We start from the raw sequence: 15,184 nt of genomic DNA, 5'->3' as shown, positions 1-15,184 counted from the left end.
TACATGGCGAAGAAAGCCCGCCCAGCCACGTTCATCAACGACCCGCTGTGGTACAAGGACGCGATCATCTACCAGGTGCACGTCAAGTCGTTCTTCGACTCCAACGGCGACGGCATCGGTGATTTTCCCGGCCTGATCGCCAAGCTCGACTACATCGCCGAGCTTGGGGTCAACACCCTGTGGCTGCTGCCGTTCTACCCCTCGCCACGGCGCGACGACGGCTACGACATCGCCGCCTACAAGGCCGTGCACAGCGACTACGGCACTCTGGCAGACGTGCGCCGTTTCATCGCCGAGGCGCACAAGCGCAACCTGCGGGTGATCACCGAGCTTGTCATCAACCACACCTCCGATCAGCACCCGTGGTTCCAGAAGGCCCGGCGCGCCAAGCCCGGCTCCAGGGCGCGGGACTTTTATGTGTGGTCCGACACCGATACCAGGTACGACGGCACGCGCATCATCTTCCTCGACACCGAGCACTCCAACTGGACCTGGGACCCGGTTGCCGGCCAGTACTTCTGGCACCGCTTCTACTCGCACCAGCCCGACCTCAACTTCGACAACCCGCAGGTGCTCAAGGCGGTGATCGGGGTGATGCGCTACTGGCTCGACCTGGGCGTGGACGGCTTGCGCCTGGATGCCATCCCGTACCTGATCGAGCGCGATGGCACCAACAACGAGAACCTGCCCGAAACCCACCAGGTGCTGAAGAAGATCCGCGCCGAAATCGACGCCAACTACCCCGACCGCATGCTGCTGGCCGAGGCCAACCAGTGGCCCGAGGACACCCAGCTGTACTTCGGCGAAGGGCAGGGCGACGAATGCCACATGGCCTTTCACTTTCCGCTGATGCCGCGCATGTACATGGCGCTGGCCCAGGAAGACCGCTTTCCGGTCACCGACATCCTGCGCCAGACCCCGGAGATCCCGGCCAACTGCCAATGGGCGATCTTCCTGCGCAACCACGACGAGCTGACCCTGGAGATGGTCACCGACCGCGAGCGCGACTACCTGTGGAACTACTACGCCCAGGATCGTCGCGCGCGCATCAACCTGGGCATCCGCCGGCGCCTGGCACCGTTGCTGCAACGCGACCGGCGCCGGGTCGAGCTGCTGACCAGCCTGCTGCTGTCGATGCCGGGCACCCCGACCCTGTATTACGGTGACGAGATCGGCATGGGCGACAACATCTACCTGGGCGACCGCGACGGCGTGCGCACGCCGATGCAATGGTCCATCGACCGCAACGGCGGCTTCTCCCGCGCCGACCCGGCACGCCTGGTGCTGCCGCCGATCATGGACCCGCTGTACGGCTACCAGTCGGTGAACGTCGAGGCCCAGGCCAGCGACCCGCATTCGCTGCTCAACTTCAACCGTCGCCTGCTGGCGGTGCGCAAGCAGCAAAAGGCCTTTGGCCGCGGCAGCCTGACCATGCTCTCGCCCAGCAACCGCCGCATCCTGGCGTATGTCCGCGAATTCACCGGCAGCGACGGCAAGGGCGAAACCATTCTGTGCGTGGCCAACGTGTCCCGCGCCGCCCAGGCGGCAGAGCTGGACCTCTCGGCCTATGTCGACCAGGTGCCGGTGGAGATGCTCGGCGGCAGCGCGTTCCCGCCGATCGGGCAACTGCCGTTTCTGCTGACCTTGCCGCCCTATGGCTTCTACTGGTTCCTGCTCGCGCCCAGGGACCAGATGCCCAGCTGGCATGTGCAGCCCGCGCAGCCGCTACCGGAGTTCACCACCGTGGTGCTCAAGAAACGCATGGAAGAGCTGCTCGAATCGCCGTCGCGCGACACCCTGCAAGACGCCATCCTGCCGCAGTACCTGCCCAAGCGCCGCTGGTTCGCGGGCAAGGGCGCCGCGCTGGAAAAGGTGCGCATCGCCTATGGCGTGCGCTTCGGTGCGGCCACCAGCCCCGTGCTGCTCAGTGAAATCGAGGTCGACAGCGGCGGGCAGACCAGCCGCTATCAGTTGCCGTTCGGCCTGATCGGCGAAGACCAGCTGACCAGCGCATTGCCCCAGCAACTGGCCCTGTCACGGGTACGCCGGGGGCGCCAGGTGGGCCTGATCACCGATGGTTTCGTGCTCGAAAGCTTCATTCGCGCGGTGCTGGCCGGCTTTGCCGATGGCACGCGCCTGAGCTGCAGCGACGGCGAGTTGCAGTTCCAGGCCACCGAGCAGCTGGCCGCCCTGGAGCTGGGCGACGAGCCGGCGGTGCGCTACCTGTCGGCCGAGCAGTCCAACAGCTCGGTGGTGGTAGGGGGCAGCCTGGTGCTCAAGCTGATCCGCCGGGTCAATGGCGGCATCCACCCCGAGCTCGAGATGAGCGCCTACCTCACTGCCGCCGGCTACCCGAACATATCACCGCTGCTGGGCTGGCTGAGCCGGGTGGACGCCACCGGGCAGCCGCACCTGCTGATGATCGCCCAGGGCTACCTGAGCAACCAGGGCGACGCCTGGGACTGGACCCAGAACACCCTGGAACGCGCGATTCGCGACGAAATGGAACCCGGCACCCAGGCCCCGCAGGCCCATGCCGATGCCTTGCAGGAGCTGCAGGCCTTTGCCGCGCAGTTGGGCCAGCGCCTGGGCCAGATGCACCAGGTGCTGGCCGCGCCCACCCAGGACCCGGCGTTCAAGCCGCGGGTGAGTAGCGCGCGCGATGGCAAGGCCTGGGGCAAGCAGGTCAGTGCCCAGCTCAACCAGGCGTTCGACCTGCTGGAGCAGCACCGCGATGAGCTGGATGCCGACAGCCAGGCGCTGGTCGACGACCTGGGCAAGCAGCGCAAGGGCCTGCTCGAACAGGTCAGCGAACTGGCCATGCAGGCGGTCGGTGGCGTGCTGATACGGGTACACGGCGACCAGCACCTGGGCCAGGTGCTGGTGGTGCAGGGCGATGCCTATCTGATCGACTTCGAAGGCGAGCCGGCGCGCCCGCTGGAGGAGCGACGCGGCAAGCATAGCCCGTACAAGGACGTCAGCGGCGTGCTGCGTTCGTTCGACTATGCTGCTGCGATGGTGTTGCGCAGCGCGTCGGGGGTGGACGTCTCGCCGCCGGCCCGCCAGGCCCGTCAGCGCGTGGCGCGGCGCTACCTGCACCAGGCCCGGCATGCCTTTGTTCAGGCCTACGATCTGGCCACCGCCGACCTGCCGCACGCCTGGGAACAGCCCGGCGGGGCACGCGCGGCGCTGGACCTGTTCAGCCTGGAAAAGGCTGCCTACGAAATTATGTATGAAGCCGAGAATCGCCCGAGCTGGTTGGCCGTGCCCTTGCATGGCCTCCATGGGCTTGTCAGTACGTGGGGAGAATGAATGAGCGCGCACAAGCGGGAACAGGCTGGGCTGGGCACAAGGGATATCGATGACCTGGTCAATGCCAGGCACGGCGACCCGTTCGCGGTGCTCGGGCCGCACCCGGATGGCGCGGGCGGGCAGTGGATACGCGCCTACCTGCCCGATGCCCTGAGTGCCCGGGCGCTGGCCCGCGACAGCGGGCAGGTGCTGCTGGAGCTGGAGCAGGGCAGTGTGCCCGGGCTGTTCAGCGGGCGGTTGCAGCAACCGCAGGCGTACGACCTGCACATCAACTGGGCAGGGGGCGAGCAGGTCACCGAAGACCCCTACAGCTTTACCCAGCTGCTGCTGGGCGAGATGGACCTGTACCTGTTCGCCGAGGGCAATCATCGCGACCTGGCCAAGGTGTTCGGCGCGCAGCCCGCACAGGTGGACGGCATCGACGGGGTGCGCTTTGCGGTGTGGGCGCCGAATGCGCGGCGGGTGTCGGTGGTCGGTCACTTCAACAACTGGGACGGGCGCCGCCACCCGATGCGCAAGCGCGTGCCCAGCGGTGTGTGGGAGCTGTTCATCCCGCGCCTGCAGGCCGGCGAGACGTACAAGTACGAACTGCTCGGGCCCGACGGCATCCTGCCGCTCAAGGCCGACCCGCTGGCACTGGCCACCGAGCTGCCGCCCAGCACCGCCTCGAAGGTGGCCGCCGCGCTGGGCCATGTGTGGCAGGACCAGGGCTGGATGCGCGTGCGTGCGGCGCACCAGGCCACCAACGCGCCGCTGTCGATCTACGAACTGCACGCCGGTTCCTGGCAATGCGAGCTGGATGAAAGCGGTGAAGTGGCCCGCTACTACAACTGGCGCGAACTGGCCGAGCGGCTGGTGCCCTACATCCAGGAACTGGGCTTTACCCATATCGAGCTGATGCCGATCATGGAGCATCCGTTTGGCGGCTCGTGGGGCTACCAGCCGTTGTCGATGTTCGCGCCCACCGCGCGCTATGGCACGGCCGAGGATTTCGCCGCGTTCATCGACGCCTGCCACCAGGCCCACATCGGCGTGATCCTCGACTGGGTGCCGGCGCATTTTCCTACCGACGAACATGGGCTGGCGCAGTTCGACGGCACCGCACTGTATGAGTACGCCAACCCGCTGGAGGGCTTCCACCAGGACTGGGACACGCTGATCTACAACCTGGGGCGCAACGAGGTGCACGGCTTCATGCTGGCTTCGGCATTGCACTGGCTCAAGCATTTTCATATCGACGGGCTGCGGGTGGATGCGGTGGCCTCGATGCTGTACCGCGACTACTCGCGCAAGGCCGGCGAATGGGTGCCCAACCGCCACGGCGGGCGCGAGAACCTGGAGGCCATCGATTTTCTGCGCCACCTCAACGACGTGGTGGCCCAGGAGGCGCCGGGGGCGCTGGTGATCGCCGAGGAATCCACCGCCTGGCCGGGTGTCAGCCAGCCGACCCAGCAGGGCGGCCTGGGTTTCAACTACAAGTGGAACATGGGCTGGATGCACGACACCCTGCATTACATCCAGAACGACCCGATCCACCGTGCGCATCATCACAACGAGATGAGCTTCGGCCTGATCTACGCGTATTCCGAGCATTTCATCCTGCCGATTTCCCATGACGAGGTGGTGCACGGCAAGCACTCGCTGATCGACAAGATGCCGGGCGACCGCTGGCAGAAGTTCGCCAACCTGCGCGCGTACCTGGCCTTCATGTGGTGCCATCCGGGCAAGAAGCTGCTGTTCATGGGCTGCGAATTCGGCCAGTGGCGCGAGTGGAACCATGATGCGGAACTGGACTGGTACCTGTTGCAGTACCCCGAGCACAAGGGTGTGCAGTCGCTGGTGGCCGACCTGAACCGGCTGTACCGCGACGAGAAGGCGCTGCATCAGCAGGACTGCGTGCCGCAAGGGTTCCAGTGGCTGATCGGCGACGATGCGCGCAACAGCGTGTATGCGTGGCTGCGCTGGAGCGCCGAGGGCGAGCCGTTGCTGGTGGTGGCCAACTTCACGCCGGTGCCGAGGGAGGGTTATCGCATCGGGGTGCCGTTTGGCGAACAGTGGGTGGAGGTGCTCAACAGCGATGCCCAGGTGTATGCCGGGTCCAACTACGGCAACCTCGGGGCGGTGAACAGCGAGGCGTTGCCCAGCCATGGGCAGCCGCTGTCGCTGGCGGTGAACCTGCCGCCACTGGCGGTGCTGGTGCTGCGCCCGGCTTGAGACCTTGGGCCTGCTGCGCAGGCCATTCGCGGGTCAAGCCCGCTCCCACAGGGATTGCAGTGTTTTCAGGAACTGAACTGCACCTGTGGGAGCGGGCTTGACCCGCGATTCGATCTACAGGTCCAGCACCAGCCGGGCCGTGCGCGCCCGCGACACGCACAGCATCATGCTCTGCTGCGAAGCCTTCTCTTCATCGCTCAGGTACTGGTCGAAATGCTCGGCCTCACCCTCCAGAATCATGGTCTCGCAGGTGCCGCACACACCCTCGCGGCACAGGCATTCCACCTTGGCCGCCTTGGATTTCTCGATGGCCTGCAAGATGGTCATGCCTTCCTCCACCTGCAACTCCTGCCCCGAGCGCGCCAGCACCACGGTAAACGCCGCACCGGTCACCGGCGCCGCGGCAAACTGCTCCCAGTGCACGCGCTGCTCGGCAATGCCCAGCGACGCTGCGGTGGCGATCACCGCATCGATCAGCGGCTTGGGCCCGCACACATACACATGCGCCGCGTCATCCAGGCCCGCAAACAGCGCGGCCAGGTCCAGCTTGCGCTCCAGGCTGTCGATGTAGAACTGCGTGTTGGCCGCATGCGGCCCGCTGCTCAGTTCGGCCTGGAACGCGCCATGCTCGGGGCTGCGAAAGGCATAGTGCAGCTCGTAGGCGGTGCTGCCGGCCTCCAGTTCATGCAACTGCGCCAGAAACGGCGTGATGCCGATGCCGCCGGCGATCAGTACGTGCCGGCCCGCGCTCGGGTCCAGTGCGAACAGGTTGTTGGGGCTGGAGATGGTCAGCACGCTGCCCACCTCGACCTGCTGGTGCATGAACGCCGAGCCACCCTTGGACTGCTCTTCAAGGCGCACGCCGATCTGGTAGCTGCGGGTGTCGCGCGGGTCGCTCATCAGCGAGTAGGCGTTGCTGAACTGGCGCCCGTCGGCGCCCTGCATCTGCACGATCACGTGGCTGCCACCGGTAAATGCCGGCATCGGCGCGCCGTCCTCACGGGCCAGGGTGAAGCGCTTGATCAGCGGCGTCGCCTGCTCGACGGCGGTTACCTGCACACTGAACATCTCGTATTTGTTGGCCATGATTCACCTCGACTGCCACTGGCTCACACGGCCAGGCACAGGTACTTGATTTGCAGATAGTCTTCGATGCCGTAGCGCGAGCCTTCGCGGCCCAGGCCCGACTGCTTGACGCCGCCAAACGGCGCCACTTCATTGGAGATCAGCCCGGTATTGATACCGACCATGCCGTACTCCAGTGCCTCGGCCACCTTGAACACCCGGGCGATGTCGCGGCTGTAGAAGTACGCCGCCAGGCCGTACAGGGTGTCGTTGGCCTGGGCAATCACCTCTTCGTCGCTGCGAAAGCGCACGATGGCCGCCACCGGGCCGAAGATCTCGTCCTGCAGCAGCTGGGTGCCCGGTGCAATGTTGGCCAGCACCGTGGGTGCGAAGAAGTTGCCACCCAGCGCATGGGCTTCGCCGCCCAGCAGCAGGTCGGCGCCCTTGGCCACGGCGTCGTCGATCAGGCTGCGCACCTTGGCCACGGCCTTGTCGCTGATCAGCGGGCCGACCTGGCTCGCGGCGCTGGTGCCGTGGCCCACGCCCAGGGCGCGCACGCGCTCCACGAAGCGTTCGGTGAACTGCGCATACACGCTGTCATGCACGTAGAAACGGTTGACGCATACGCAGGTCTGGCCGGCGTTGCGGTACTTGGCTGCCAGCGCGCCTTCGACGGCGGCGTCGATGTCGGCATCGTCGAACACGATGAACGGCGCGTTGCCGCCCAGTTCCAGCGACACCTTCTTGATGCTCTGGGCACACTGGCCCATCAGCAGCCGGCCGATCGGGGTGGAGCCGGTAAAGCTCAGCTTGCGCACGGCCGGGTGCCCGGTGAACTGGGCTCCAATGGCCACCGCATCACCGGTGACCACGCTGAACACCCCGGCAGGGATGCCTGCACGTTCGGCCAGCTCCACCAGCGCCAGGGCGCAGAAGGGGGTTTCGTTGGCCGGCTTGACCACGATGGTGCAGCCGGCGGCCAGGGCCGGGGCCACCTTGCGCGTGATCATCGCCGCCGGGAAGTTCCACGGGGTGATGGCGGTGCACACGCCGATGCCCTGCTTGATCACCAGCAGGCGCTTGTCGTTGGAAGGGCTGGGGATGACATCGCCGTAGACGCGCTTGCCTTCCTCGGCAAACCATTCGATGAACGAGGCCGCGTAGCGGATCTCGCCCAGTGCCTCGTGCAGTGGCTTGCCCTGCTCGAAGGTCATCAGCCGGGCCAGGTCGTCTTCGTGTTGCAGCAGCAGTTCGAACCAGCGGCGCAGCACCTGCGCGCGGTCCTTGGCGGTGCGCTCGCGCCAGCCTTGCAGCGCGGCCTCGGCGGCTTCGATGGCGCGTACCGTCTCGGCGCCGCCCATCAGCGGCACGCTGCCCAGGCGTTCGCCGTTGGCCGGGTCGCAGACCTCGACCTGACGACCGTCGTCGGCATCGCACCAGTGGCCGTTGATGTACGCCTGTTGGCGCAGCAGTGTGGGATCGTTGAGTTTCACGCAAGGCACTCCATGCCGCCCCCGGCGTACCGGGGGCGGGCGTTGTCAGTCGTTGAGGTGGGCGACGGCGATCAGGTTGTGGAAGTGGGCGATGCCGTGCTCGCTCATGCCGCTGCGCTCACGGTCGGCCATGATCCGGCCCTGGCCACGGTAGCCGCGGGACTTGAGGCCCTTCTGCACGCTCTCGACCAGGCGCAGGTCCTCGGGGCGGAACACCTCGCGGTACCAGTCGATGAGTTTCTGCTGCTCTTCGGTGATGTCCTTGTTCAGGAAGTACACGTCGTAGTGCTGCAGGGTGGTTTCGGCGTCGACCGGGAACTCGTAGATCACGGTCATGAAGTTCGCGCCTGGCGGCACGTTGAACATGGTGCACGGCCATGCCCAGAAGCCGGCGAAGGAGGGGTCCTTGACGCTTTCGTCGAACTTGAACGACTGCTCCGACGGCTTGGCCAGGCCATATTGCAGGGTCCAGTTGCCGTAGGTGGTGTGGCTGTACTGGCCGACGTCCACCGAGTCGGAGAAGCCCGGGTGCGCCGGGGCGCAGTGGTAGCACTCCAGGTAGTTGTCGACGATGGACTTCCAGTTGGCCGGGGTATCGCTGACGAAACGTGCTGCCAGGTGCAGGTCGTCGATCACCGCGCAGGCCTGGCGCATGCGTGCCTGCAGGCCGGGCAGCTGGTCTTCGACGCTGCCGGCGTCCATGTCCATGTTGATGAAGATGAAGCCTGCGTACTCTTCCACGCGCAGCTGCACCAGGGTGGAGTTCTGCTTGTCGAAGTTGACCACGTTCTCGCAGTTGCGTGCGTGGGCCAGTTCGCCGTCGAGCTTGAAGGTCCAGGCGTGGTACGGGCAGGTGATCACGTTCTTGGCCTTGCCGCTGCCGCTGAGCAACTGGTGGCCACGGTGCGGGCACACGTTGTAGAAGGCGCGCAGCACGCTGTCGCGACCACGCACCACGATGATGCTCTCGCCGATGATCTCGCGGGTGATGTAGGCGTTGTTCTCGGCCACTTCGCTGCGATGACCCACACAGATCCAGCTGCGCGCGAAGATGTTCTCTTTCTCGTGCTCGAACACCGCAGGCTGGGTGTAGAACTTGGCCGGAATGGTGAAGGCCTCGTCTGCGCTGGCGCAGAAATCGGCGGGCAGGCGTTTGAAGTCGTTCATTGCTATCTCCTCACGGGGGCGTCCAGCCAGGCCGGCGCACCGTTGTTCAATTGGCTTTTACTTATTGGTTTACGTGTATCTATTGGTTAACAGAACAGGCAAAAAAAAGGACCGTCAGGCCTGCATCCGTGCAGGTGGGTCGGGGTCAGCGACTCAGCGGGCCGTCGCGGTTACCGGGGCCGCTGCGGGTTGTTCAACGGGTTCAGGCTGTTCGGGCTGCTCGCCGGCCAGGCGCGCGGCCTCTTCCTCGATGCGGTGGGCCGGCACGTGGCCGTAGTCCTGCAGCATCCACTTGAAGAAGCCGTAGATCTTGATCAGCAGAATCACCATGAACGGGATCGCGGTCAGCACCACGGCGGTCTTCATGGTCGACAGCGAGGCCTTGGCGAACAGCATGGCCAGCGGTACCAGGGTCAGCACCACGCACCAGAACAGACGGTGGGTGGGGGTGGGGTCGTCGCCTTCGCGCAGGTTGCGGGTACTGGTGGCCGCCACGGCATAGGCGGCAGCGTCCATGTGCGAGGCGCAGAACACCGCCATGATGAACAGGTACACGCCCAGGAACACCTTGCCCATCGGCAGTGCTGTCAGCAGGGCACTGACCGCCGATTCGCCGCCTTGCTCGCTGAGGATCTTCGGTACGTCGATGGCGCCGTTGATGAACTGGTGCATGCTGTAGCTTTCCAGCGCGCCAAAGAAGAACCAGCAGCCCACGCTGCCACCGGCGAGCAGGGCGAACACCACTTCCTTGAGCTGGCGCCCACGGGACACACGGGTCACGAACATGGCCACGCCCGGGGCATAGGACACCCACCACAGCCAGTAGAACACCGTCCAGTTGCGGGTGAACGCGCCGTCGCCGGCCGGGTCGGTGAACAGGCTCATGCGCACATAGTTCTGCACCATCAGGCCGATGGAGTTGGCGGTGTTGTTGATGGTGAACTGGGTCGGGCCCACCAGCAGCACCACGCCGGCGAACACCAGCGCGCCGATGCACACCATCTTGCTCAGGCGCTGCAGGCCGCCATCGATGCCGATGTAGGAACTGAGCGAGAACAGGATGGCCACTGCACCGATCACCATCAGTTGCACTGTGAAGGTGTCGGGGGTACCGGCCAGGTCATGCAGGCCGCGGGTCAGGGTCGAGGCGGTGAGCGCCAGCGACACGGTCAGCGCGCCCATCATGGTCAGCAGGAAGATCAGGTCCACGGTGCGACCGATCGGGCCGGTGGCCTTGAAGCCGGTCACCGCCTCGACGATCGAGGCCAGGTTCAGGCCGCTCTTCTTGCGCACGTGGAAGTGATAGGCCATGGCCAGCGAGGCCAGGGCATAGATCGACCAGGCGCTGATGCCCCAGTGGAAGAACGAGTAGCTGACGCTGTATTCCAGCGCCTGGCTCGATTGCGCGGCAATGTTCAGACCAGGGGTCTGGTAGTAGTAGGCCCATTCCATCACGCCCCAGTACAGGGTCGAGGACCCCATGCCGGCACAGATGAACATGAACACCCAGGTGGGGGTGGAGTACTCGGGCTTGCCGCTGCCGAAGCGGATGTTGCCGTACTTGCTGAACGCCAGATACAGCACGGCCAGCGAACTGCCGAATACCAGCACCTGGACACTGGTGCCGAAGGTACGGGTGGCAATCTCGAACAACTGGTTGGCGGCCTGTTCGGCCTGGGAGGGAAACACGGCGAGGCCGATCACGGTGAGCAGCACGGCAATCAGGCTCACGGTAATCAGGAACACATCTATCTGTTTTTTATTCTTGTGCGACATCATCGTCTCCTGGACGTTGGCGTTCTTATCTGTACCCGGCAGGCAATCCGGGGGTAATGCGGTAAAGCGTCCTCCTTCTGTTAACTGTAAGTTAACTACTATCTTTTGGTTAACAGATTCTGCCTAGAATCTTGTGGGCTCGCAAGAGGTGACGGGCCGGATTGTCTGGCAATTCAGACAACCGGCCCGTTGTTTCACCCTTCGATCAGCGCGGTGATGGCCTGGCCGACCTGTTGGGTGGACTTCTGCCCGCCCATGTCGCGGGTGGTGTCGCCGGCGGCGATCACGCGCTCGATGGCGCCGAGGATGTCGTCGTGGGCGGCGCGGTAGCGCGGGTCGGCGCCGTCATTGCCGAGGAACTCCAGCATCAGCGCCCCGGACCAGATCATCGCGATCGGGTTGGCGATGTTCTGGCCGAAGATGTCCGGCGCCGAGCCGTGGACCGGTTCGAACAGCGACGGGAACCTGCGCTCGGGGTTGAGGTTGGCCGACGGTGCGATGCCGATGGTGCCGGCGCAGGCCGGGCCCAGGTCGGAGAGGATGTCGCCGAACAGGTTGGAAGCCACCACCACGTCGAAGCGGTCCGGCTGCAGCACGAAGCGTGCGCAGAGGATGTCGATGTGCTGCTTGTCCCAGCTGATCTCGGGGTAGTTGGCAGCCATCGCGGCGGTGCGCTCGTCCCAGTACGGCATGCTCACGGCCATGCCGTTGGACTTGGTGGCCGAGGTCACGTGCTTGCGCTCACGGGTCTGCGCCACGTCGAAGGCATACTTGAGAATGCGGTCGACGCCGCGGCGGGTGAACACCGACTCCTGCAGCACGAACTCGTTTTCGGTGCCTTCGAACATGCGACCGCCCAGCGAGGAGTACTCGCCCTCGGTGTTCTCGCGGATCACCACGAAGTCGATGTCGCCCGGCTCGCGACCGGCCAGCGGGCAGGGTACGCCGGGGAACAGGCGCACCGGACGGATGTTCACGTACTGGTCGAAGTCGCGGCGGAACTTGAGCAGCGAGCCCCACAGCGAGATGTGGTCCGGCACCTTGTCGGGCCAGCCGACCGCACCGAAGTACAGCGCATCGAAGCCCTTGAGCTGCTCGAACCAGTCATCGGGCATCATCTTGCCGTGGGCCAGGTAATAGTCGCAGCTGGCCCACTCGAAGAATTCGAACTGGATGTCCAGGCCGTGCTTGCGCGCGGCGGCTTCGACCACGCGGATGCCCTCGGGCAGCACTTCGTTTCCGATACCGTCGCCGGGAATGGCGGCAATCTTGAAGGTCTTGGTCATGGCGGCTCACTCGTTGTTGTTTGGGAACAGGTGAGCGCATGCTATAAGCCATTGGGTCAGAGATAATCTCGCCCAACATGAATTCTTTGTGCACATATCGTGAATAGTCTGCCCAACCTCGAAGACCTCAACATTTTTGTCCAGGTGGCCAAGCGCGCCAGCTTTGCCGCGGTGGCCGAGCAACTGGGCATGTCGGCCGCGTTCATCAGCAAGCGTGTGCGCCTGCTCGAGCAGCAGATGGGCGTGCGCCTGCTGCACCGCACCACGCGGCGGGTGTCGCTGAGCGAGGAGGGCGAGCGGGTCTACCAGTGGGCCTTGCAGATCTTCGAGACGGTGCAGCGCATGGGCGACGACATCAGCACCCAGCACCGCGTGCCGGTGGGCCAGTTGCGTATCGCAAGCAGTCTGGGCCTGGGCCGGCGCTTCGTGGCGCCGGCGCTGTCGGAGCTGGCCGAGCGCTACCCGCAGCTGGATATTCGCCTGGACGTGCACGACCGCCTGGTGGACCTGATCGAGGAGGGGGTAGACCTGGATATCCGCGTGGGCAACGTGATTGCCCCGCACCTGATTGCCAAGCCGCTGGCCCACAACCGGCGCGTGCTGTGCGCCGCACCGGGCTACCTGCAACGGCGCGGCACGCCGCGCCAACTGGCCGAGTTGAGCAGCCATGACTGTTTGGTGATCAAGGAGCGTGACCACCCGTTCGGCGTCTGGCAACTACAGGGGCCGCAGGGCGAGCAGAGCGTGCGGGTGACCGGCGGGCTGTCGACCAACCACGGCGAGGTGGCGCACCAATGGTGCCTGGACGGGCGGGGGATACTGCTGCGTTCGTACTGGGATGTGCACGACAGCCTGGCCGATGGCCGGCTGGTGCCGGTGCTGGAGGACTATCACCAGGCGGCGGACATCTGGGCGGTATACACCTCGCCCCTGGCCAGCTCGGCGAAAGTACGCGTGGCGGTCGAGTTCCTGCGCCAGTACTTCGCCGAGCGCTACAGCCTGCCGGTGCTGGGCTAGCCCTTGGCGGGCACGATCTTCTTGATGGTGCCGTTGGTGATTTCGATCAGCACGTAGTTGTCCTGGATCTTGACCCACTGGCTGTCTTCGTCGGGCTGGCTCAGGCCCTTTTCCTTCCAGCCGCGCAGGGCCATGTCGTCGCGCTTGTAGAGGTCGGGGGCCTTGTCGTGCACCTTCAGCTCGCGGGTCGGGGACTCGGGCGCGACCACGCTGGGCTCGGCGGCCTGGGCCGGGAGCTGGACCAGGGCGACACTGCCGAGCAGGGCAAGGGTGGTGAACAGTTTGCGTGCAGTCATGCGGTACTCCTGATGGCTGGGGCTTGAAGGGTGGGACTGCGCGGTGCTGAAAACATTCAATCGGCTGTATATCTGCGGCGTTGCCTTCGCTGGCAATGCCAGCTCCCACAGGGTTTTGTGAACGCCTGACACGGTTTCTGTGACACAACCCGCACCCCAGAGCCTTCGTCTGAACTTTTTGAAACGCCCGGGGTTCGAAAGGTCGCATTCGACCCCGAGTGCCTTTCACATAAATGGAGACTGAAAGTGATGTCCAAGCGATTCGGCAACCTGCTGCTCAAGACCTCGGCCCTGGCGGTACTGGCCGCCCCCCTGAGTGCGCTGGCCGCAGCCCCCACCGACCCGATTGCAACCTTTGGTGTTCTCGGCGCCTACAACAAGTTCAAGCTCGAAGGCGGCAGCGAGTCCGATACCGACCGCATGGGTGAAGGCGGCCTGTTCTTCAACTTCGGCAACAAGCTCACCGCTGAATCCGGCTTCATCTACCAGGCCGGTGTCGACCTCAAGTACGGCGACCACAACGACACCAAGCTCAAGGAAGGCCAGGCCGACGTGGACCTGGGCTGGCGCGCCGCGATCGATGCGCGCAACTCGGTCGACCTGATCGTGGGCGGCGGCTACAACTGGTCGCGCTACGAGCTGGAATCCAACGGCTACGACATGAAGCTGACCGGTCGCACCCCCTTCGCCAAGGCCGCGCTGGGCTACAACCACCAGTTCGACGACATGACCCTGCGCCTGGAAGCCGGTGCACGCCGTTCGCTGGACAGCAAGGCCAAGCTGCATGTCGAAGACGTGGGCAACGACACCGTCGACCTCAAGGACCGTACCAACCCCTATGCCGAAGTCAGCCTGCTGATGAACCAGAAGGGCTCGATGCCGGTGATGGCCGGCCTGTACTACACCCGCACCGAGTACAAGCTGGACGAAGACTCGGAAGTGGCCGACAACATCAAGCTCAAGCGTGACGAGTTCGGCATCAAGGTCGGCCTTGCGTTCTAAGGGCTAGCGCCCGCGCTTGCGCGACACCACCGCCTCGATGTTCTTGCGCCCGATCAGCCTTGGCTGTTCGGGCGCAGTCATTTCACCCAGCCACTTGTACATCACCAGGCAGTCGACCAGGCCCAGGCGGGCATGCTGGTAGGCCCTGGGCAGGCGCCCGACGGTCTCGAAGCCCAGCGCGTGCCACAGCGCCACGGCCACCTCGTTGCTGGCCACCACCGAGTTGAACTGCATGGCCAGGAAGCCCTCGTTGCGTGCCAGGCGCTGGGAGTGCTCGCACATCAGCCGCGCCACGCCGCGCCCGCGGGCGGCCTCGGCGACCATGTAGCCGCAGTTGCTCACATGGCTGCCGGGGCCTGCGGCATTGGCCTTGAGGTAGTACGCGCCCAGCAACTGGCCCTCGTCCTCGACCACCAGCGTGTGCAGCGGCACCTCCAGCCACAGGTGCCGGGCCTGCTCCAGGCTCAGGTTCGGGTCGTAGGCGTAGGTCTCCCGCGCTGCGATCACGGCCTGGAAGGTGGGCCAGAAGCGGTCGAAATCGGCGGCGGTCATCGGG

11 protein-coding genes are annotated in these 15,184 nt (G+C 65.2%); 4 read left to right on the top strand and 7 right to left on the bottom strand.

All coding sequences use genetic code 11. The features are described from left to right. Positions 1–3: 3 nt before the first annotated feature. Together treS and glgB are read left to right on the top strand one after the other, a co-directional pair. The gene (treS, locus tag JZZ72_RS16665) at positions 4–3,312 is read left to right on the top strand and encodes a maltose alpha-D-glucosyltransferase (RefSeq protein WP_210014726.1); all 3,309 of its coding nucleotides are present in this window, start codon (positions 4–6) and stop codon (positions 3,310–3,312) included. After that, entirely contained in the window at positions 3,313–5,526 is a 2,214-nt protein-coding gene (gene glgB, locus JZZ72_RS16660) for a 1,4-alpha-glucan branching protein GlgB (RefSeq protein ID WP_043863955.1), read from the top strand. Positions 5,527–5,640: 114 nt separating this feature from the next. Here glgB and JZZ72_RS16655 read toward each other — a convergent pair whose 3' ends face one another. The 5 genes from JZZ72_RS16655 to JZZ72_RS16635 form a co-directional block, all read right to left on the bottom strand. Further along, entirely contained in the window at positions 5,641–6,612 is a 972-nt protein-coding gene (locus tag JZZ72_RS16655; protein ID WP_054914401.1) for a PDR/VanB family oxidoreductase, read from the bottom strand. 23 nt (positions 6,613–6,635) lie between these two features. Then, positions 6,636–8,084 carry an NAD-dependent succinate-semialdehyde dehydrogenase gene (locus JZZ72_RS16650; protein WP_043863953.1) on the bottom strand — a complete coding sequence of 483 codons (1,449 nt, stop codon included), beginning with the start codon at positions 8,082–8,084 and terminating at the stop codon, positions 6,636–6,638. 45 nt (positions 8,085–8,129) lie between these two features. Next, a complete protein-coding gene (locus tag JZZ72_RS16645; protein WP_043863952.1) occupies positions 8,130–9,251 on the bottom strand; it encodes an aromatic ring-hydroxylating oxygenase subunit alpha in 1,122 nt (373 codons plus the stop codon). A 153-nt stretch (positions 9,252–9,404) separates the two neighbouring features. Beyond that, a complete protein-coding gene (locus JZZ72_RS16640) occupies positions 9,405–11,027 on the bottom strand; it encodes a BCCT family transporter (RefSeq protein WP_043863951.1) in 1,623 nt (540 codons plus the stop codon). Positions 11,028–11,221: 194 nt separating this feature from the next. Further along, positions 11,222–12,313, bottom strand: a complete 1,092-nt coding sequence (locus JZZ72_RS16635) for a tartrate dehydrogenase (RefSeq protein WP_043863950.1) — start codon at positions 12,311–12,313, stop codon at positions 11,222–11,224. A gap of 99 nt (positions 12,314–12,412) precedes the next feature. Between JZZ72_RS16635 and JZZ72_RS16630 the strand changes: the two genes are divergently transcribed. Continuing rightward, on the top strand, positions 12,413–13,330 hold the full coding sequence (locus JZZ72_RS16630; RefSeq protein WP_054914402.1) for a LysR substrate-binding domain-containing protein: 918 nt from the start codon (positions 12,413–12,415) through the stop codon (positions 13,328–13,330). Here the strand turns inward: JZZ72_RS16630 and JZZ72_RS16625 are convergent. Continuing rightward, complete coding sequence (locus JZZ72_RS16625; RefSeq protein WP_043863948.1) at positions 13,327–13,626, bottom strand: RcnB family protein; 300 nt, start codon at positions 13,624–13,626, stop codon at positions 13,327–13,329. The genes JZZ72_RS16630 and JZZ72_RS16625 overlap by 4 nt on opposite strands. Positions 13,627–13,875: 249 nt before the next feature. On the opposite strand from JZZ72_RS16625, the gene JZZ72_RS16620 reads away from it, so the two are divergent. Further along, positions 13,876–14,628 carry an outer membrane beta-barrel protein gene (locus JZZ72_RS16620; protein WP_043863947.1) on the top strand — a complete coding sequence of 251 codons (753 nt, stop codon included), beginning with the start codon at positions 13,876–13,878 and terminating at the stop codon, positions 14,626–14,628. A 3-nt stretch (positions 14,629–14,631) separates the two neighbouring features. Here the strand turns inward: JZZ72_RS16620 and JZZ72_RS16615 are convergent. Then, positions 14,632–15,184, bottom strand: a 553-nt coding sequence (locus tag JZZ72_RS16615) for a GNAT family N-acetyltransferase (RefSeq protein ID WP_236066284.1), incomplete at its 5' end; no start/stop codon positions are given.

It is taken from the genome of Pseudomonas palmensis, assembly GCF_017848315.1.
Taxonomy (GTDB): domain Bacteria; phylum Pseudomonadota; class Gammaproteobacteria; order Pseudomonadales; family Pseudomonadaceae; genus Aquipseudomonas; species Aquipseudomonas palmensis.
This window is presented reverse-complemented; position numbering and strand designations above follow the sequence as displayed.